Origin of the sequence: Brevibacterium sp. UCMA 11752 (assembly GCF_021532235.1) — a bacterium.
GTDB lineage: Bacteria > Actinomycetota > Actinomycetes > Actinomycetales > Brevibacteriaceae > Brevibacterium > Brevibacterium antiquum.
In genome coordinates, this window is record NZ_JACBOS010000003.1 from 3,971,432 (window position 1) to 3,991,281 (window position 19,850).

Consider the following 19,850-nt stretch of genomic DNA (forward strand, 5'->3'; position numbering starts at 1 on the left):
TTCAGCCGACGTCCATGAGTGTCGACCGGATGATGAAGCGATTGCCCGTCGGTGACTCGACGCTGAAGCCGCCTCCCCGTCCGGGCACCACATCCACCGTCAGATGCGTGTGCTTCCAGTATTCGAACTGCTCGACCGACATCCAGAAGTCGAGGCCGGACTTCTCACTGTCGTCGATAGGCAGTTCGAAGTGTCCGAGCAGGACATCGGCATCGGAGGTCAGGAAGTCGCCTTCTGGGAAGCACATCGGCGAGGACCCGTCGCAGCAGCCACCCGACTGGTGGAACATCAGTTGACCGTGTTTGGCGACCAATTCGCCGAGGAGGTCGACGGCGGCCTGTGTCATGGCCACCCGGGACTTCTCCTCCCCATCGATGGTGGGGGCCGATTCCAGTGCTGCTGTCTGTGTCGATTCACTCATCAGAAAAATCCTTGTGCGTTCTCCGAGTAGCTGACCAGCAGGTTCTTCGTCTGCTGGTAGTGGTCAAGCATCATCAGGTGGTTCTCACGTCCGATTCCCGATGATTTGTATCCGCCGAACGCGGCATGTGCCGGGTAGGCGTGATAGTTGTTCACCCAGACACGGCCGGCCTGGATGTCACGGCCGGCACGGTAGGCGATGTTGCCGGTGCGGGCCCAGACGCCGGCCCCCAGACCGTAGAGCGTGTCGTTGGCGGTGGTGATGGCGTCGTCGTAGTCCTTGAACGAGGTCAGTGCCACGACTGGACCGAAGATCTCCTCCTGGAAGATCCGCATATTGTTCGAGCCCTTGAAGATGGTGGGCTGGACGTAGAAGCCGCCTGCGAGATCTCCTTCGAGTTCGGCCTTGTCTCCGCCGATGAGCACCTCGGCGCCTTCGTCCTTGCCGATCTGCAGGTAGGACATGATCTTCTCGTACTGATCATTCGAGGCCTGCGCACCGACCTGGGTATCGGTGTCGAGTGGATTGCCCTGCTTGATCGCTCGCACACGCTCGACGCCGGCGGCGACGAAGTCATCGAAGATCGACTCCTGGACGAGAGCGCGAGACGGACAGGTGCAGACCTCACCCTGATTGAGCGCGAACATCGCGAAGCCTTCGAGCGCCTTGTCGCGGTAGCTGTCGTCGGCGGCGAGGACGTCTTCGAAGAAGATGTTCGGTGACTTGCCGCCGAGTTCCAGGGTGACCGGGATGATGTTCTGCGAGGCGTACTGCATGATCAGACGACCGGTCGTCGTCTCACCGGTGAACGCGATCTTCTTGATCCTCTTGTTCGAGGCCAGAGGTTTGCCTGCCTCGACTCCGAAGCCGTTGACGATGTTGAGGACACCGGCTGGCAGCAGATCACCGACGAGTTCAGCCAGGATGAGGATCGAGGCCGGAGTCTGCTCGGCGGGCTTGAGGACGACGCAGTTGCCTGCGGCGAGCGCCGGTGCCAGCTTCCACGTGGCCATGAGTATGGGGAAGTTCCACGGGATGATCTGCCCGACGACGCCGAGCGGTTCGTGGAAGTGATAGGCAACGGTGTCGTCGTCGATCTGCGACAGGCCGCCTTCTTGGGCCCGGATCGCTGCAGCGAAGTAGCGGAAGTGGTCTATGGCCAGTGGGATGTCGGCGGCCAGCGGTTCGCGGATGCCCTTGCCGTTGTCCCACGTCTCTGCGACCGCGAGCATCTCAAGATTCTCTTCCATTCGATCAGCGATCTTGAGGAGGATGTTCGAACGCTCGGTCACCGAGGTCTTCCCCCAGGCGGGTGCTGCTGCCCAAGCCGCATCGAGGGCGGTTTCGATGTCCTCGGCGGTGGAGCTGGGGATCTCTGTGAATGCCTGTCCGGTGACGGGAGTGATGTTGTCGAAGTAGTCGCCGTTCTTCGGCGGCACCCACTCGCCTCCGATGTAGTTCTCGTAGCGCGACTTGAACGTGACGAGCGAACCTTCGGTACCGGGTGCTGAGTAGACTGCCATGACACTCCTTCCTGTGAGTCCATCCGCTCGCATCGCACGCATTGTTTCGCGTGCAGTGCATGGTCGTGGTCGACTGCGCGGAGCGGATGTGTCCGTGTCCTCTCACCATAGGGCGGAGAGAGTCTGCGAACAATAGCCTGCACGATTTCGACGTGAAGTTGAGAGAATGACTCCATGGATGTCCGACCGTTCTATCCTGCTGATCGCGAATCATCCGAAGCAGATATCTATCGGCCTCAGCGTAAGGTCATGACTTGGCGCGTGGAAAGTGCCCGTAGAATCTCTGCCGAGATCCACAGACTCGATGATTCACAGGTATGTGCGCTCGTCGACGCCGCTGAGATAGTAGGGGTCGGCATCGGTGGAACCACGAGAACTGCTGAGATCGATGGAGCTCCTGTCTTCATCAAGCAGCTTCCACTCACACACAGCGAAGCGTCGGATCCGACCGCCACCCGCAATCACACTGGACTGCCGTTTGTCAGCCACTACGGGATCGGGAGCCCGGCGCATGGTGTCGGGCGCGAGCTGGCAGCACACACGTTCACCTCCGATTGCGTCCGTTCCGGGGAGACAGACTTCTTTCCGCTCCTGCTCGGGTGGCGAATCGTCGATCTGAAGTGCGAATCCGACCTCAGCGAATTCGACGGAGACAGCCCGAGGCGCCGATGGGGCACCTCTTGGCCTCAAGTTGAGACGAAGCTCTCCGAGATGACGTCCGCGCCCACAAGTATGGTGATCTTCCTTGAACATGTGCCTGAGACCTTGGGGTCGTGGGTGCGCCGAAGCGTGGCCGAAGGCAGCGGATCGACGGTGTTTGCTGAGGCCGTGGGACAGATCATCGATGCCACGGCGTGGATGGAGAAGCAGGGATTCCACCACTTCGACGTGCATCCGGGAAACATCCTCATCCACGACGGCAGACTGATCTTCACGGATTTCGGACTCTCGCTCCACCGCGATTTCGATCTCACCGCGGACGAAGAGTCATCGCTGTCCACTCATCAGGGCTTCGACCGTGACACCGGCCTCATGCACCTGTTTCACTGGACGCTGTTCGAACTCGGATACACCTCCGGGTCCAGGCGGTTGGAGCTGCTGCGTGCCGCAGCAGCTGATCCGGCAGCCTCAGCGCTGAATCCGGTTCGCGCAGCTCTCGGTGAAAAGGGTGCCGACCTCATCGCTGAGCATGCGAGCGTCGCTGTCCGCATGACGGAGATGTTCGCCGTTCTCATGCGGGATGCGTTCGGCGCCAAGTACGACAGACGATGACGCCGGTTCTAGTCGGTTCTGAGTATATTTCGCCGGAGGAGTTCGAGGCTGAAGTCCCACCCGTCGGCGAAGAAGTCGCGCGCTTCGCCTCGGCGTTCGATTGGAATGTCGTCAAAGCGATGCACGATGACCACCTTCGTATCCTCCCCGTGTGGTTGCAGGGTGATCTCGACTCTGTCGGATCGGCCGAAGCGCCCATTCGTCCGCCGAAGGATCGCGATGCAGCACCGCTCGTCGAAGACGGTGATCTCACCAGTGAGCACGTACTCGTGGGAGTCGTCTCTGTAGTGCTCCTCGTAGGGGCTGCCGACTCGTGGTTCGAAGTCGATCTGCACTGTCGGCGGCGGACACCACCATCTGCTCAATCGAATCGGGTCTGCCACGTGCGGCCAGACCTGGGCAGCCGGCGCTTTGATCACCAGCGATCTGTCGAAGCCCCAATCCGGATTCTTGTCGGCCATGGGCACATTCTTCAGTGCCCGGCATCAAGCCACAAGGATGATTCGGATCAGCCGGTCGTACTAGGCGAGTTCTCATTCGAGCGCACTACCGCGAGACAACCGAACCATTCGACGGCAATGCGCCTCTGAACGCAATGCGCGCAGCCACAGCGTGCTCAATGTCGACGCGGTCGATCGCTTGGACATGCAGGTGCGGTTCCGTGCTGTTGCCGGAGTTTCCGCACCGGCCGATCTCTTCGCCGATCTCAATGTGCTGTCCCGCCCGAACTCGTGTGCTGAGATGCTGGAGATGGCAGAGCGAGACTATACCGCCGTCGCACCGGATCATGACGTGATTGCCGGCGAGCGCACGCCAGCCCTCGCCGACACGCCGGGCCTGTGTCAGGGAGTATCCGATCGACGGGACACCGCGGTACGAGAAATGATCACGCTCAGTGTCATGAGAAGCCACGACAGTTCCTGCGACCGGAGAGAGCACCGGGCGGCCGAAGCCGACAAAGCTCTCCGGAGGTTCCGGACGGAGGAGGGAGCCGAAGGTGAAGGGCGCCGATCTCCCAGAGCCATCGACCGGCACGAAGTCGATTGCGTATGAGGTCGCGAAGAGTGTCGTGCCGTGGCTCGGCACCCGGTCGGCGGGACTGTTTTGAACCAGCCATCGGCCGGTGAAGGGGTAGTCCATATCGAGCAAGTCGGCCATGGGGTTCATCACCTCCTGGGGTGGCCCCGTCGTACCGAGGAATACAGGATCATGTCGCGACATTCGCCGCCGACCAGCTGATGGCTGACCAGGAGTACATCGCGAACATAGCCTGCCCGTTCGGCGGTGCGAATCGATGCGATGTTCCACGGTTCGATGAATAGGTCGATCCGCTGTACTCCCGGTACAGTCCACCCGAACTCGGTCAGGGCCGCGAGTGCCTCGGCCGCATAGCCGCGCCCACGCTCGAACGGTGCAACGGCATAACCAGCTCTCGCCCGCCCCTCGTCGAGATCCTTCAGCCAGAGACCGCAGTGACCGATCGCGAACTCATCGGTTCGCCGCGCAATCGTGAACGAGAAGCCAGCTCCCTCCGCGTGACGACCCTGCTGGCGTTCGACCCAGTCGCTGGCCTCCTGCATGGTGGCGTTTCCTGGCAGTGAACCCGTCTGCGGCACATAGGGATCGGTCGACAGCTGCTGAGCCATTGCGGCATCCCGCGCCTCCACTGCTCGCAGCAGAACCTGCCCACAAGCCGGTGGCTCCGCTGGCCAGTGTGGCAGTGTCATCCGCCCTCGGTGATGGGAACTTCGACAGCCTTCGGGAACAGAAGGTTATAGGTGAGTCCGGCGACGGCGGCACCGGCGAGCGGTGCGAGGAAGAACACCCACACCTGACCGAGCGCGTCTCCACCGGCGAATACCGCGACACCGAAGGAACGCGCCGGATTGACCGAAGTGTTCGACACCGGAATGGCGACGAGGTGGATGAGTGTGAGTGAGAGGCCGATCGCCAGAGGTGCCATTCCGACCGGGGACCTGTCGTCGGTCGTCCCGAGGATGACGTAGAGGAAGATGGCGGTGAGGACGAACTCGGCGACGAGCACGCTGACCAAGGAGAATCCGTTCGGGGAGAATTCTCCATAGCCGTTCGTCGCCAGACCGTCCTTCGCAAGCGAATAGTCGGGATTGCCCGAGGCGATGAGGAGCACGACTCCACCGGCGACGATGCCGGCGACCAGCTGTGTGATCCAGTAGGGAACGGCGTCCTTGACCGGGGTCCTGCCCGCAAGTGCACAGCCCAGCGTCACTGCGGGATTGAAGTGTCCACCGGAGACATGTCCGACGGCGTAGGCCATGACGACGACGGTGAGACCGAAGGCCAGCGCGACGCCGAGGAATCCGATGCCCATGTTGATGCCGTCGTCACCGACGACCTTTGCTGCGAACACGGCCGCGCCGCAGCCGCCGAAGACGAGGACGAAGGTACCGAGGAATTCGGCGAAGATCTTCGAGACCAGGGTGGGTTTCTGCTGGAGCGCCATGATGATTGATCCCATCTGTGATGTGTGCCACATATCATGCCGTTTTCCATACTACAGTCACGTCTCAGCAGATGAGCCCAAGTCGTACTGTCGTCTCCTCTGACCGAGTACGACGCGGGCTCAGACCAACGGCATGACCATGATCAGGCAGGGCGTCTGCTCATCCCACAGATCGGTCTCCTCGAGCGGGAAGAATCCCATCTTCTGGTAGAAGTGTCGTGTCCGGTCGTAGTTGGGATCGGGGTTCGAAGCCCCCAACGTCTTCACCTGCAGCAGCGTGGCGCCCCTTCTCCTCACATCGGCTGCAATCGCTCGCATCATTGCTGTGCCGGCTCCTGCCCCATGTTCCGATCGGTCGACAACCGTGAAATGGACTTCGGCAGAGTGATCGAAATGCCACGACACCAGCGTGACCCCGACGACCTCGCCAGCCTCGTTTCGCACCGTCCAGGTCTCCATGGTTCGTGCATCATCGACGTACTCGGCGTTGGATTCCGGCCTGCCGAACCACTCCGGGACAGTCAGCAGAAGACGATCCACATCGTCGGGCACCTGGTCATCTCTGACTGCACTCCACCGTGTCTGTGTCATGCACTCAACCCTAGCGCCCACCTCGGCGAGGGAGCCGGCACTTGGTACGCTGACGAACATGAGCGATGTCGACAGCCCGGTTCTCCGCCTGATTCCCTATCTCGCGGCACTCACGGTCGCGGTGTTCCTCGGCCCGCCTGTGATGGGCAACGGAGATCTGCTGACGGCCGTGGTCGTCATCGCCGTCGCCTACTTCGTGACCTACTACCTGGTCAGGTACGTCATCGGCCTCATCGTCCGCAACCGCCGCAACAGCACCGACGACCAGGACTAGCAGCTACCTCTCGTCCTGCGCAGGCACGACGACCTTGCGGATGATGATCATTCCCGAGGCGGCCACGGGCACAGCGACCACGGCCCCGAGGACTCCGCCCAGGGTGCCGCCGGCGATGGCCGCGATGATGACGAGCGCACCGGGCACATTGACCGCGGTCTTCATGATGCGGGGGCTGAGCAGGTACGCCTCCACCTGCATGTACACGAGGTAGTAGATGCCGACGGCGATCCCCAGCCCCGGAGAGACCATGAGGCAGGACCCGGTGATGATGATCGCACCGGTGATCGGGCCGACGAGTGGGATGAGTGAGGCGAGGAACGCGATGAACGCCAACAGCGCCGGCAGCGGGGCACCGATGATGGTGAGGAAGATCGCCGAGCACACGCCGTTGACGATGCCCAAGGACACCTGACCCAGAACGTAGCGTCCGATGGATCGGGTGACTTCCTCGGTGACGGATTCGACGGTCGGTCGGGAGCTCGCAGCGACGAGGGAGAGCATGGCCGACTTGATCGTCGGCATCGTCACGGCGAAGTAGATGGTGAGGATGACGACGATGACGACGCCGGCGAGGAAGCTGATAATGCCGGCTCCGATGGACACGACCCCGCCGCCCAACGACACCACGTTCTTCGGGTCGGATGCCCACTCGCCGAGGTTGGCGAAGATCTTGTCGAGATCGACCGCTCCGGTGAATCTCTGTTCGAGGTCGGCGACCCACCCTGTGGCCGCCAGGCTCGCGACGATGTCCGGAAGATCACCGATGAACTGCTGGATCTGGCTGATGACGGCAGGGGCGATGAGCAGCACAGCACCCGCGACGATGGCGAGGAAGGCCAGAACGACGAGGACGACCGACAGGGACCGGGGCAGCCTGCGCTCGACCAGCCACAGCACGATCGGTTCGAGTCCGAGCGCGAGGAACAGGGCCAGACCGATGTAGATGATGACGGTCGCCACGGACTGCAGGGCCGTGATCAGCCCGAATGCGAGTCCCACACCGAGCGTTCCGGTGAAGCCGACCCGGAATGCGCTGTTGAGAGTCAGCGATTTTCCCTGCCCTTTGCCCATGGTGACAAGTGTAACCAGCGACCATGCGCTTCAGCGTGTTCACGCGTTAGGATCGAGGGCGAGACCTGGCACAATCCTTCAACCGTGTAGAAAGTGGTACGTCGACGATGAGCTCCGATCCGAACAGCATCGATGTCTGGGAGGCCTTCCTCGACCCACAGGGCGACTTCTCACTGCCCGATTTCTCCGCGGTCACTCCGGCATCACTGATCGCTGCGGTCAGGGCGGCCACCGACTTCGCGCGATCCGAGGTCGAAGACATCATCGGTGATGAGAACGAGCCGACGTTCGTGTCGACAACCGTGCGCTTCGAATCCGCGACCATTCCCATGGCCCGCATCTCGGCCGTGGTGAGCGCCGTGGAGTCGAATCATCTCCGTCCCGAACTCGCCGATGCCGTCGCCGAGGTGTGGGATCGTCTGTCCGCGGCACGGACCCGGATCTTCCTCGACGTCGATCTCTTCCACCGCATCGAACAGGTCCCTTCCAGCGATCTCAACCCCGAGGACAAACGTCAGCAGGAGCTCACGGTCGAGGAATTCGTGCGTGCGGGAGCCCGCCTCGGCGAAGAAGAACGCGAGCAGATGTCCACGATCGCGGCCGAACTCACGACCCTGGCGACCTCCTTCTCCCGGGCACTGCAGAAAGACACCCGGGATCTCGCAGTCCACCTCCGCGACGCGCAGCAGCTGGCCGGGATGAGCGAGGACCAGGTCGCCGCCGCCGCGAACCGGGCCGCCGAACGTGGCACGGACGGGTATCTGCTGCCACTGAACAACTTCACTCAGCAGCTCGTCCTCGAATCCCTGGAATCCGCCGAGACCCGCAGACTGGTGCTCGACAATTCGACCTCGCGCGGGGCTCGAGGCGGCGAAGGCGACACCCGTACCCAGGTGGCCGACACCACGGCGCTGCGAGCGCTGCAGGCGAAACTGCTGGGATACCCCTCGTACTCATCATTCGCAGTCGACAACCAGACCGCCGGCGGACCGGATGCGGCCGCGGACATCGTCTCCTCACTCATCGCCCCGGCCAACGCTCAGCTGTCGACGGAGCTGGCGCAGGTCAAGGACCGCTACGGCCTGAATGATGTCGCCCCCGAGGATGTCAAGCACCAGCTCGCGCGATACCGGGCGGATGAGTTCGGCATCGATGCCGACGAGGTGGCCAAGTACTTCGAGTTCGACACTGTCCTCAATGAGGGCGTCTTCCGCGCCGCAACGGGCCTCTACGGAATCACCTTCGCCCCGCGTGAGTCAGTCATCGGCTGGCACGAAGATGTTCGCTCCTTCGAGGTCACGGACACCAACGAACGCACCCTGGGACTCATCCTCCTCGACCCGTATTCCCGGGACACGAAGCGCGGCGGTGCCTGGATGGGCGAGTTGGTCACGAGTTCACGACTGACCGGGCACCTGCCCGTCGTCACCCTCTCACTCAACCTGGCCAAACCCGGCGAGGGCCGACCGACGCTGCTCAACCCCACCGAGCTCAACACCTTCTTCCACGAATTCGGCCACGTCCTCCACGGCCTGTTCGCCAACTCGACCTACCCGTCGACCGCCGGCACCGCCGTTCCACGCGACTACGTGGAGTTCCCATCCCAGCTCAATGAGATGTGGCGCTTCCACCCGCAGGTCCTCCCCCACTACGCCAAACACGTCGACACAGGCGAGCCGATGCCAGAGTCGCTGGTCACAGCCCTTATCGAGAGCGAGAAGTTCGGGCAGGGATTCGACACGACCGAATACCTGGCTGCGGCCATGCTCGACCTGTCGTGGCATTCCCTTGAAGCCGGTGAACACATCACCGACGTCCTCTCCTTCGAATCCGAGGTCCTCGCCGCTGCCGGGTTCACCACTCTCGTTCCGCCCCGTTATCGCACCACCTACTTCGGCCACATCTTCGCCTCAGGCTATGCCGCCGGCTACTACTCCTACCTCTATTCGGAGGTCATTGCGGCCTGGGTCAGCGAATGGTTCGAAGCTCAGGGCGGACTCAACCGTGAGGCCGGCGATGCGTTCCGCGAGGCGATACTGGCCCCCGGCTTCTCCATCGATCCGATGAGCGCGATCGAACGCTTCTTCGGCACACGCCCCGATGTGGCGCCGCTGCTGCGCCGTCGCGGGCTGGCGGAGCCAGTGGAGGAACCGGTCGAAGCCGTCGAAGAGCCCACTGAGGTCGAAGCCGTCGAACCACAGGAACACCGCAACCATGCTGAAGTCGCCAAGGTCCTCGAGGGGAAGGGGATCGAACCACAGATCAGACTCTTCACCGATGCCACGCCCACTGCAGCCTCGGCGGCGGAGAAGGTCGGTGTCGAGGTCGGCGCGATCGCCAACAGCCTGATCTTCGCCTCCGACGGGGAGCCGGTGCTCATCATGACCTCGGGACGTCACCGCGTGGACACGGAGCACGTGGCCAGGCTCATCGGCGCGGACTCCCTTGACCGAGCAGACAAGGACCTCGTGCGCACCGCAACGGGCCAGGTCATCGGCGGTGTCGCGCCCTGTGGACACCCGCAGCCGATTCCCACGTATGTCGACACAGCGCTGAAGGACTATCCTGTTCTCTGGGCTGCCGCCGGCACACCGAATTCGGTGATGCCGCTGACATACGAGCAGCTGTTGGCGATCACCGGAGGGAAGGAAATCACTGTTGTCGAAGAAGGTGCCGAAGGCTGAAGGCTCGGAAGAGCCGAGCCCGGAAGGCTCGAATGCGCTGAGCGCTGCGAGCAGATTTGCGGCCTTCGCCTCCTCCAGGGGGCGCTACTACGCGGTGATCCTCGCCGTGTTCTCGGCGATCCTCATCATCTCCAACATCTCCGCGACGAAGGTCATCGGGTTCGGACCCGTAGTCACCGACGGCGGTGCCTTCCTGTTCCCCATCGCCTACATCCTCGGCGACGTGATCAGCGAAGTCTACGGTTTCAAGGCCGCCCGCAAGGCCGTCATCACCGGCTTCGGGCTGCAGATCCTGGCGACCTTCGTGTTCTGGCTCGTCCTCATCTCACCGCCGGGACCTGGCTATGAGAACCAGGACGCGTTCGCCGCCGTCCTCGGCTTCTACCCCCGCATCGTCGCAGCATCGCTGATCGGATACTTCTTCGGGCAGCTGCTCAATTCCTATGTGCTCGTGGCCGTGAAGAAGCGGATGGGCGAGCAGAAGCTATGGGTCCGTCTGCTGACTTCAACGGGCGTCGGTGAGTTCGTCGACACCCTGCTGTTCTGCGTCATCGCCTTCGCCGGCGTCATACCCGGCCTCGACTTCATCAACTACATCGTCTTCGGCTTCGTCTACAAGGTCGCCGTCGAAGTCATCCTCATGCCCGTCACCTACCGGGTGATCAAGCTGGTGAAGAAGCACGAGCCCAGCTACGAACTGCCCGGCGGCGGCAAGGCAGACTAGCTGCGCTGCTTCGCGTAGTAGCGGCCGAGCACCTCGGTCTCGAGTTCGAAGAAGCGGCCCTCTTCCATGGACCGACGGATCTCGGCGACGAGGTTGACGACGAAGTACTCGTTGTGGATCGTGCACAGGGTGGAGAAGAGCATCTCCTTCGCCTTGTACAGATGCCGCAGGTAGGCCCGCGAATAGTTCTGGCAGGTGTAGCACCTGCAGTCCGGGTCAAGCGGCCCGAAGTCCCGGCGATACTTCGCTCCGGTGAGGTTGTAGCGGCCATCGCGCGTGTAGATGGCCGCATTGCGGGCAACGCGCGAGGGTGAGACGCAGTCGAAGGTGTCGGCGCCGGTCTTGATCGCCTCGAACAGGTCATCGGGCTCCGAGATGCCCAGCAGGTGGCGCGGTTTGTTCTCCGGCAGCTCCTCGCACACCCAGCGGATGATCGTGCCGAGGTTCTCCTTCTCCAACGCGCCTCCGATGCCGAAGCCGTCGAAGTCCATCGCGCCCAGGTCGTGGGCTGCCTTGCGTCGCAGGTCCTCGTACTGTGCGCCCTGGAGCACGCCGAACAGCGCCTGGTAGGGCCGGTGCGTGCGTGCTTCGGTCTGCCGCTTGTGCTCCTCGATGCAGCGCAGAGCCCACTGACGAGTGCGCTCCAAGGACAGCACCTGGTAGCCGCGGGTGTTGACCAGCGTCGTCAGCTCGTCGAAGGCGAACATGATGTCGGCGCCCAGTTCGTGCTGAACCCGCATGGAGACCTCGGGGGTGAAACGGTGCATGCTGCCGTCAAGGTGGGATTTGAAGGTCACGCCGTCGTCGTCGACATTCGACATGCGTTCCTTGCCGACGGCAACGAGATCATCGTTCTGCTCCCCCGTCGACTCCATCGAGATGACCTTCTTGAAACCCGAACCCAGGCTCATGACCTGGAATCCGCCCGAGTCGGTGAACGTCGGGCCGGGCCAGTTCATGAATTTCCCCAACCCGCCGGCCTCATCGACGAGATCGGACCCGGGCTGCAGGTAGAGGTGGTAGGCATTGGAGAGCACCGCCTGACCGCCGAGTTCTTCTACCTCATCGGGACGCACGGCCTTGACCGTGGCCTTCGTCCCGACGGGAATGAAGGCGGGAGTCGCGATGTCACCGTGTGGAGTGTGGATGACGCCGGTGCGCCCACCCTCGTCGAGGCGGGTTCCGATCTCGAACCCGAATCGGGAGCGGTCGTTGATGGCCGGGGCGTCGGCGCCGCCGTCGGTTGAGGAGGCTGTCTCAGATTCTGCGGAGGATTCGATTCGGGTCACCCGACAAGTTTAACTGGGAGCATGTCGACAACCTTCATCCAGATGCTCCGGGCCGCGGAAGTCAGCGGCGAGCCCATCATCATCGACGGCGGCCTGGGCACTGCGCTCGAGTCCCGCGCCATCGATCTGCGTCACGAGCTGTGGTCGGCGGCCCTGCTCCGGGACTCCCCTGACACGCTCGCCGAGGTGCACGCCGACTTCATCCGCGCAGGTGCCCGAATCGTCACGACCGCCAGCTATCAGGCGACCCCCTTGGGTTTCGAGCGGGCATCGATCTCCGCCGAGGAGGGGCTGCGTCTCATCGCGACCAGTGTGGAGGTCGCTGCCCGAGCTGGCACCGCCCTCGTCGCCGGGTCCGTGGGACCGTATGGGGCCGCTCTCGGCAACGGCGGCGAGTACACCGGCGACTACAGCTTGAGCGATGCCGAGTTCACCGACTTCCACCGCCCGCGTATCGAGGCCCTGGTCCGTGCTGGTGCCGATCTGCTGGCCATCGAGACTCAGCCCTCGCTTCCGGAAGCGAGGGTGCTCGCAGGCCTGGCCGAAGAGTTCGGCATTGCTGCCTGGCTGAGCGTGACTCTGGCCGACCATGGGGGCGTGGCCGATGGTCGTCACATGGCCGACGGGACACCCCTGACCGACCTCGCCGAGGCGGTTGCCGGCTCGACGATGATCCGCGCACTGGGCGTCAACTGTGTGCGCCCATCGCTGGTCTCACCCGCACTGCAGACGTTGGCGAGTGCCACGGACCTCCCGCTCATCGCCTATCCGAATTCGGGTGAGACCTACGATGCGGCGGCGATGGAATGGCGCGAGGGTGCGGCCCTCGACACGAGCCCGACGACCCTGTCATCGTGGGTGTCCTCCGGTGCCCGCATCATCGGCGGCTGCTGCCGGACGACGCCGGGCGACATCGCCGGCCTCGTCGCCTCGGCGCAGGAACTCAGCCGAGCATCTTCCCCGGATTGAGGATCCCCAGCGGGTCAAGCGCGTCCTTGATCTGCGTGTGCATCAGCCTGGCTCCAGCATCGAGCTCACGCCCGAGCCACTCGCGCTTGAGGAATCCGACACCGTGCTCCCCCGTGATCGTCCCACCCAGATCGAGTCCCAGCTGCATGATCGCGGCGAACGCCTCCTGCGCCTGGCCCACCTGAGCCTCGTCCCCGGCGTCGAAGACCACCGAGGGATGCATGTTCCCGTCACCGGCGTGACCGGCCGTGGCGACCTCGACGTCGAAGCGAGCATCGATGATCGCCAGGCGTTCGAAGAACTCCCCGAGAGCGGAGCGCGGCACGCACACATCATCGACGAGCTCTCCCCCGCCACGGGTGTGCGCGTACTTCTCCATCGCCGGGGCCACCGCTCGACGGGCCGCGACGAGCATCTCCGAATCGGCGGGATCGTCGGAGACGAAGACCTCGGTGCCGCCGTTGGATTCTGCGACCCTGCGGAAGGCTTCGAGCTCCTCCATCGCACCCGCGCCCTTCACATCCGACTGCACGAGCAGAAGCGCACCGACGTTGTCCGGCAGGCCGAAGTCACCGTATGCATTGATCATCGCCACGCTGGGCCCGTCGATGAACTCCAGCATCGACGGATTCGCTCCCGACCCCATGTACTCGGTGACTGTGCGCCCGGCGGATGCGGTGTCAGGGAAGATTCCCACGGCGGTGATCGGCTGCGTCAGTGCCGGCTTGAGAGCCAGCGTCACCTCGACGATGGTGCCCAATGTTCCTTCGGACCCGACGAACAGGGCCGCCAGGTCGAGTCCGGCAACACCCTTGGCCGTCTGTCTCCCCAGCTTCGTCACGGTGCCGTCGGCGAGCACCACGGTCATGGCGCGCACATAGTCCTTGGTCACTCCGTACTTCACGCAGCACATTCCGCCGGCGTTCGTGGCGACATTGCCGCCGATCGTCGAGATCGCCACGGACCCGGGGTCGGGAGGATAGGAGAGTCCGTGTTCGGCCAGCGCCGTCTTCAGATCCCGGTTGATGACACCGGGCTGGACCCGGCATGTCTGGTTGACCGGATCGATGTCCACGATCTCGTCCATCCCGGCGACATTGAGCAGCAGGCAGCCATCGACTGCGTTGGCGGCACCCGAAAGCCCGGTCCGTGCACCCTGAGTGACCACAGGAATGCGATGCTCGGTGGCGAAGACCATCACTGCCGCGACATCGTCGACCGTTCGCGCCCGCACCAAGGCCAGTGCCTGCCCGGCGGGGCAGAACAGGGCCCTGTCGACGGCATAGCTGTCGATGACGTCGCGGTCCGTGACGAGGGCACCGGGGCTCAGCCGAGCCTCCAGCTCCTGTGTCGGAATCTGGGCCGTGATGCTCATGCGGTCCTGGACTCTGCGAAGGACTTGGCCACCTCACGCACTCTCTCGAGCGCTTCGTCGGCGCCGATGCTGATCCGAACTCCCCCGCTCAGACGACGGATGGCGACGGCCTGCTCGGCACACGCGGCTTCGAATGCCTGTGCATCCTCTGCCCCGAGGCTGACCCACACATAGTTTCCCTGGGAGTCGGAGACGGTGAGCCCGGCATCGCGCAGGTCCTGTTCGAGCTGGTCACGGGTGGCCGCGACCTCCTTGGCTCGGACGAGGACCTCGTCATTGCGCAACAGCGATTCCACAGCAGCGACCTGTGCCGCCGAGGTGACGCTGAAGGGTGCGATCACCTGACGCAGTGCGCTCGCGATCGTCGGGTCGGCGACTCCGTAGCCCACACGCAGACCGGCCAGGCCATGTGCCTTGGAGAAGGTCCGTGCCAGCACCAGATTCGGGAACTTCCGGTAGGCGTCCATCCCATCGACCACCTCGGCGGCGGTGGCGAACTCGAAGTAGGCCTCGTCGAGGACGACGACGACCTCGGCTGGGACCTCGGCCATGAAGCCGTCGAGCTCGGATGTCGAGATCGACGGTCCGGTCGGGTTGTTGGGCGAACAGAGCAGGATGAGTCGGGTCGTGTCATCGATGGCGGCGACCAGTCCCGGGAAGTCGTGCCGACCGTCTTCGAGCAGGGGCACGGGGCGCTTCTGCGCACCGCGCGCCGAGGCGAGGATCGGGTACATCTCGAACGAAGGCCACGGGTAGACCACCGAGGTCCCGGACTCGAGCGTGATGTTCGTCAGCGCGGACAGGATCTCCGAGGCTCCGGCGCCCGGGACGATCTCCGCCTCATCGACGTCGAAGTGGGCCGCTATATCGGTCACCAGCTTCGACGACTTCGGGTCTGGGTAGTTCGCGGGCACCCGCCCGGCGTCTGCGATCGCGTCGGTGACACCCGGCAGCGGTGCCAGATGGTTCTCATTCGAGGACAGCTTGTACGGTTTCAGACCTGGTGCGCTGGCAGGGGGTTTGCCCGGCACATAGGGCGGGAATTCGGCCAGGGCATCACGAAGAAGGAAGCGATTCGACATGTGCCCATATTTGCACATCCTGTGGCGGGCGACACAAGGGGTCCAGAGGCTAAAAGTCCGAATGGTCGGAAAACACCTCACACCGCGGACAATCATCGGCTGTGAGGTTCCTCGCATGGGACTCCTGTGCCCGGGGGCGGGTTACTGGTTCGCCTGACGCGGAGAGTAGTCTGTGAGGCGAATACATGTAGTCAGTGACGAAGGATGAGAGTCGAAATGCCCTCAACGCAGGAAAAGGTTGACGTTGTCTTGATCGGCGGCGGCATCATGAGCTCCACTCTTGGTGCCATGCTGACCGAGCTTCAGCCCGAATGGGATATCCGGGTCTACGAGAAGCTCGACTATGTCGCCGAGGAGAGTTCCGATCCGTGGAACAACGCCGGCACCGGTCACGCCGCCCTGTGCGAGCTCAATTACACTCCTGAGGACGAGAACGGCCACATCGACCTCGCGAAGGCCTCGCAGATCAACGAGCAGTTCCATCACTCCCGCCAGTACTGGTCACACCTCGTCGACAACGGCGTCCTGGCCCAGCCGAAATCCTTCATCAACCAGGTCCCTCACATCAGCTACGGCCGTGGTGAGAAGGGACGCGACTACATCAAGAACCGCTACGAGCAGATGGTCCGCAATCCGCTGTTCTCCGAAATGGAGTACACCGACGATCCGGACACCCAGGCCGAGTGGCTGCCGCTGATGTTCGAGGGTCGCGGACCCGGTCAGGTCAACGGCATCTCACGCACGAAGATCGGCTCGGACGTCGACTTCGGTTCGCTCTCGCACCAGCTGCTGAACTATGTCGGCGATAAGGGTGCCACGATCCGCACCAGCCATCAGGTCACCGACCTCGAACGCTCCTCCGACGGCTGGGTCGTCACCGTCAAGGACCTGCTCTCCCATGAGACCCACAAGGTCAACGCGAAGTTCGTCTTCGTCGGCGCCGGCGGCGGTGCTCTGCCGCTGCTGCAGAAGTCGGGCATCCCCGAGGGCCGCGGCTACGGCGGCTTCCCTGTCTCCGGCATCTTCCTGCGCACCTCGAACCCCGACCTCGTCGCCCGCCACCATGCCAAGGTCTACGGCCAGGCATCCTTCGGCGCCCCGGCGATGTCGGTGCCTCACCTCGACACCCGTGTCGTCGACGGCAAGGACTACCTGCTGTTCGGACCCTACGCCGGCTTCTCCCCCAAGTTCCTCAAGGGCGGCCGCTTCACCGACCTGCCCTTCTCGGTGCGCGGGAACAACCTGCCCACGATGCTCAACGTGGCCAAGGACAACACAGACCTCGTCACCTACCTCGTCTCCGAGCTGGCCGCGTCGAAGAAGGCCCGCTTCGAATCGATGCACGAGTTCATCCCGAACATCGACCCCAGCGACTGGGAGTTCATCCAGGCCGGTCAGCGCGTGCAGGTGATGAAGAAGGATTCGAAGAAGGGCGGTGTGCTCAGCTTCGGCACCGAGCTCATCTCCTCCGCCGATGGCTCGATCGCCGCTCTCCTGGGTGCCTCGCCCGGTGCATCGACGGCAGTGTCCATCATGCTCAACCTGCTCAAGACCTGCTTCCCTCGCCAGTACAGCAGCTGGGAGCCCTCCATCAAGGACATGGTGCCTTCGCTGGGCCGCAGCCTCGCCGACGACGAGACCCTGCTCAAGGAGCTCTCCGAGTACACCGCGCGCACCCTGCAGCTGATCTGATCGGCTGACAGCCAGCAGCGCCTGGCCGTGCAGCCCGCTGAATGCAGTAACCGCTTGCCAGAAGTGCCAGAGCACGTCACTTGTGCTCTACCCAGGCACTTCCGGCAAGCGGTTACTGCATTCACCCCTGACACTGGCGGCAGCTACAGCTCGACTTGGCGGTTGACGTCTTTGTAGAGCAGGTAGCGGAAGCGGCCCGGTCCACCGGCGTAGCAGGCCTGCGGGCAGAAGGCGCGCATCGAGATGAAGTCACCCTCCTGGACCTCGACCCAGTCGCCGTTGACACGGTAGACGGCCTTACCCTCGAGCACGTAGAGGCCGTGCTCCATCTCGTGGGTCTCGGCGAAGGGAATCACGGCACCGGGTTCGAAGGTCACGATGTTGACGTGCATGTCATAGGCCAGATTGTCCGGATCCAACGGACGCGTCGTGCGCCACCGGTTGTCGGTGCCCGGCATCGCTGCGGGTTCGACGTCGGACTCCTGGCCGAACTTGGCCTCCGGGTCCAGTCCGGCCACTGGCTGGTAGCGCTTGCGGATCCAATGGAAGCGTGCCGCCTCGGCGCCGGTGGACTTCACACTCCACGTCGAACCGGCGGGCAGGAACCCGTAGCCGCCCGGCGTCAGGGTGTGGGCCTGACCCTCGTGGGTGATCTCGAGCTCGCCGGCCATGAGGAAGATGAACCCCTCGACCTCGACCTGCGGCTCCGGCTTCTCGGCGCCTCCGCCCGGGGCGACTTCGAGGATGGTCTGTGAGAACGTCACCGCACCCCCGGCCACCGGCTTGCTCAGCACCCAGGAACGGGTCCCCGTCCATTCGGGCAGGTTCGAGGTCACGATGTCGCGCATGACTCCGCGTGGGATCACCGTGTAGGCCTCGGTGACGATCGCACGGTCCGTGAGCAGGTCCGTCTGCGGCGGGTGCCCTCCGGTCGGCGCGAAGTAGGTGTAGGGGTCGGTCGTCGTCATGTGTGCGTGTTCTCCTTCGGAACGGGGGTGGTCAGTACCAGGTGGTTGTGTGTCGCCGAGGGTGCCGGCAGGTCACTCGGGCGCGCCGGTGGCGGCGATGTGATTGAGGGTCGCAATCGACATCTTCGTCCGGTCCGTCACGAATTCCTCGGTGTGGGCACCGCAGGACAGTCCACGGCCCAGGTAGCGGGCCAGCGCCCGCGCGGTCGCCGGCTCGTCGAGGACGGCCGAGTCCTCCTGGAACACGTAGTTGCGCAGTCGGGTCGCCGCACGTTCGGCCCCCTCACGGTAGAAGCGGAAGGTGGCGAGGAAGCGTGTGGGCAGCTGGTGCGGATGCATGTCCCACCCTTGGTAGATGCCGCGCTTGAGGTGCCTGCGGACCAGTCCGGCGTGCAGGCTCCAGGCGCGCTGAATCTCCTCGGGCTCGCCAAGGGGCATGATGTTCGTCGAACCGTCGGAGAGGTGGACGCCGGTGCCGGCGACCGCGAGCATCATCTGGTTCTTCGCGAAGTCGGCCACCGGGTGGTCCATAGCCTGATAGGCAGCGGCAACACCCATCGATGCCGAGTAGTCGTAGGTGCCGTAGTGCAGGGAGGTGATGCGCCCGGCACCGGCGTCGAGGACTGGAGCCAGGGGCACAGTGCCGTCGGCGCCGAGGATGAGCTGCGGGGTCTCGACCTGCACCTCGAAGGTGATCGAGCCCTCGGCCAGACCGTGCTCGGCTTCCAGCGCACGGCAGGCAAGGACCATGGCGGACACCTGGTCAACGGTGCTCACCTTCGGCAGAGTGAGGACCAGCTGCTTGGGCAGGGAACCGTGGGCGGCGATCACCTCGGCGAGGAACAGGTCCAAGGTGCGCAGTCCGCGCGCCCGGGTATCGGCCTCCATGCATTTGAACCGGATGCCGAAGAACGCCGGTGCGCCCGTCTCACTCAGTCCTGCGATCGCGTTGCGCGCGGCCTGGCGGACACAGTCGTCCTCGGTCGCATCACCACGATCTCCGAACCCGTCTTCGAAGTCCATCCGCAGGTCCTCGATCGGTTCGACGGCAAGCTTCTTGGTGACCGCCTCGGCGAGCATCTCCGCTTCCCGGGCGACCTGGTGCAGATTCGGCATCGTCTGGCTGTCGGGGGCCAGCGTCTCCTTGCGGGAGGCGATGATGACGCGTTCGGCCAGTTGGACCATCCCGCCGTTGGCCTCGACGCAGTCGAGCGCCTGCTCACCCCATTCGCGGGGCAGGGCCGGGGATGAGAGGTGCCCGGGGACGTAGACGGTGTGCACGGGCTGCCGGACCTCGCGCTCGCCGGGATACCGCGTGCTCAGCAGCTCGTCCGTGTCCGCCAGGAGTGAGTCGATGTCGGCCAACGTTGATTGATCCAATTTCACATTCTCTTTCGTAGCATCATTGCGCGGGAGGACTGGTCTTCCAA

The 19,850-nt window shown here is 63.8% G+C and carries 19 protein-coding genes; 6 read left to right on the plus strand and 13 right to left on the minus strand.

Annotated elements, in window-relative coordinates:
- Window position 1: 1 nt before the first annotated feature.
- The gene (locus tag HU144_RS17985) at window positions 2-421 is read right to left on the minus strand and encodes a DUF779 domain-containing protein (protein ID WP_235352457.1); all 420 of its coding nucleotides are present in this window, start codon (window positions 419-421) and stop codon (window positions 2-4) included.
- Entirely contained in the window at window positions 421-1,944 is a 1,524-nt protein-coding gene (gene exaC / locus HU144_RS17990; RefSeq protein ID WP_235352458.1) for an acetaldehyde dehydrogenase ExaC, read from the minus strand. The genes HU144_RS17985 and exaC overlap by 1 nt, the downstream gene beginning before the upstream one ends.
- A gap of 249 nt (window positions 1,945-2,193) precedes the next feature.
- Between exaC and HU144_RS17995 the strand changes: the two genes are divergently transcribed.
- A complete protein-coding gene (locus HU144_RS17995) occupies window positions 2,194-3,216 on the plus strand; it encodes a hypothetical protein (RefSeq protein ID WP_235352459.1) in 1,023 nt (340 codons plus the stop codon).
- 8 nt (window positions 3,217-3,224) lie between these two features.
- Here the strand turns inward: HU144_RS17995 and HU144_RS18000 are convergent, their stop codons facing one another.
- The 5 genes from HU144_RS18000 to HU144_RS18020 form a co-directional block, all read right to left on the minus strand.
- Window positions 3,225-3,677, minus strand: coding sequence for an SRPBCC family protein (locus tag HU144_RS18000; RefSeq protein WP_092103478.1), 453 nt, complete (start codon window positions 3,675-3,677; stop codon window positions 3,225-3,227).
- Between the two features lie 85 nt (window positions 3,678-3,762).
- Entirely contained in the window at window positions 3,763-4,374 is a 612-nt protein-coding gene (locus tag HU144_RS18005; protein WP_235352460.1) for a M23 family metallopeptidase, read from the minus strand.
- Between the two features lie 8 nt (window positions 4,375-4,382).
- Window positions 4,383-4,943 (minus strand): GNAT family N-acetyltransferase, encoded by a 561-nt coding sequence (locus HU144_RS18010; RefSeq protein WP_268825973.1) that lies wholly within the window; start codon window positions 4,941-4,943, stop codon window positions 4,383-4,385.
- On the minus strand, window positions 4,940-5,713 hold the full coding sequence (aqpZ, locus tag HU144_RS18015) for an aquaporin Z (protein ID WP_235352462.1): 774 nt from the start codon (window positions 5,711-5,713) through the stop codon (window positions 4,940-4,942). The genes HU144_RS18010 and aqpZ overlap by 4 nt, the downstream gene beginning before the upstream one ends.
- Before the next feature lie 105 nt (window positions 5,714-5,818).
- On the minus strand, window positions 5,819-6,289 hold the full coding sequence (locus HU144_RS18020; RefSeq protein WP_235352463.1) for a GNAT family N-acetyltransferase: 471 nt from the start codon (window positions 6,287-6,289) through the stop codon (window positions 5,819-5,821).
- A gap of 58 nt (window positions 6,290-6,347) precedes the next feature.
- Here HU144_RS18020 and HU144_RS18025 point away from each other — a divergent pair, with 58 nt between their 5' ends.
- Complete coding sequence (locus tag HU144_RS18025) at window positions 6,348-6,563, plus strand: hypothetical protein (protein WP_235352464.1); 216 nt, start codon at window positions 6,348-6,350, stop codon at window positions 6,561-6,563.
- Window positions 6,564-6,566: 3 nt separating this feature from the next.
- Here HU144_RS18025 and HU144_RS18030 read toward each other — a convergent pair whose 3' ends face one another.
- The gene (locus tag HU144_RS18030) at window positions 6,567-7,637 is read right to left on the minus strand and encodes an AI-2E family transporter (protein WP_092103486.1); all 1,071 of its coding nucleotides are present in this window, start codon (window positions 7,635-7,637) and stop codon (window positions 6,567-6,569) included.
- A gap of 107 nt (window positions 7,638-7,744) precedes the next feature.
- Here HU144_RS18030 and HU144_RS18035 point away from each other — a divergent pair, with 107 nt between their 5' ends.
- Together HU144_RS18035 and HU144_RS18040 are read left to right on the plus strand one after the other, a co-directional pair.
- Window positions 7,745-10,321, plus strand: a complete 2,577-nt coding sequence (locus tag HU144_RS18035; protein ID WP_235352465.1) for a M3 family metallopeptidase — start codon at window positions 7,745-7,747, stop codon at window positions 10,319-10,321.
- A complete protein-coding gene (locus HU144_RS18040; RefSeq protein WP_235352466.1) occupies window positions 10,296-11,045 on the plus strand; it encodes a queuosine precursor transporter in 750 nt (249 codons plus the stop codon). Before HU144_RS18035 ends, HU144_RS18040 begins: the two co-directional genes overlap by 26 nt.
- Here the strand turns inward: HU144_RS18040 and tgt are convergent.
- Window positions 11,042-12,334 (minus strand): tRNA guanosine(34) transglycosylase Tgt, encoded by a 1,293-nt coding sequence (gene tgt, locus HU144_RS18045; RefSeq protein WP_235352467.1) that lies wholly within the window; start codon window positions 12,332-12,334, stop codon window positions 11,042-11,044. The two genes, HU144_RS18040 and tgt, sit on opposite strands and share 4 nt — an antisense overlap.
- A gap of 21 nt (window positions 12,335-12,355) precedes the next feature.
- Here tgt and mmuM point away from each other — a divergent pair, with 21 nt between their 5' ends.
- On the plus strand, window positions 12,356-13,303 hold the full coding sequence (mmuM, locus tag HU144_RS18050) for a homocysteine S-methyltransferase (RefSeq protein WP_235352468.1): 948 nt from the start codon (window positions 12,356-12,358) through the stop codon (window positions 13,301-13,303).
- Here mmuM and HU144_RS18055 read toward each other — a convergent pair.
- Entirely contained in the window at window positions 13,278-14,678 is a 1,401-nt protein-coding gene (locus tag HU144_RS18055) for an FAD-binding oxidoreductase (RefSeq protein ID WP_235352469.1), read from the minus strand. The two genes, mmuM and HU144_RS18055, sit on opposite strands and share 26 nt — an antisense overlap.
- Complete coding sequence (hisC, locus tag HU144_RS18060; protein WP_235352470.1) at window positions 14,675-15,760, minus strand: histidinol-phosphate transaminase; 1,086 nt, start codon at window positions 15,758-15,760, stop codon at window positions 14,675-14,677. Before hisC ends, HU144_RS18055 begins: the two co-directional genes overlap by 4 nt.
- Before the next feature lie 216 nt (window positions 15,761-15,976).
- Between hisC and HU144_RS18065 the strand changes: the two genes are divergently transcribed.
- The gene (locus HU144_RS18065) at window positions 15,977-17,452 is read left to right on the plus strand and encodes a malate:quinone oxidoreductase (protein ID WP_235352471.1); all 1,476 of its coding nucleotides are present in this window, start codon (window positions 15,977-15,979) and stop codon (window positions 17,450-17,452) included.
- Window positions 17,453-17,595: 143 nt separating this feature from the next.
- On the opposite strand, the gene HU144_RS18070 is transcribed toward HU144_RS18065, so the two are convergent.
- Window positions 17,596-18,420 (minus strand): bifunctional allantoicase/(S)-ureidoglycine aminohydrolase, encoded by an 825-nt coding sequence (locus tag HU144_RS18070; RefSeq protein ID WP_235352472.1) that lies wholly within the window; start codon window positions 18,418-18,420, stop codon window positions 17,596-17,598.
- A 72-nt stretch (window positions 18,421-18,492) separates the two neighbouring features.
- A complete protein-coding gene (locus tag HU144_RS18075; protein ID WP_235352473.1) occupies window positions 18,493-19,800 on the minus strand; it encodes a DUF6986 family protein in 1,308 nt (435 codons plus the stop codon).
- Window positions 19,801-19,850 lie beyond the last annotated feature (50 nt).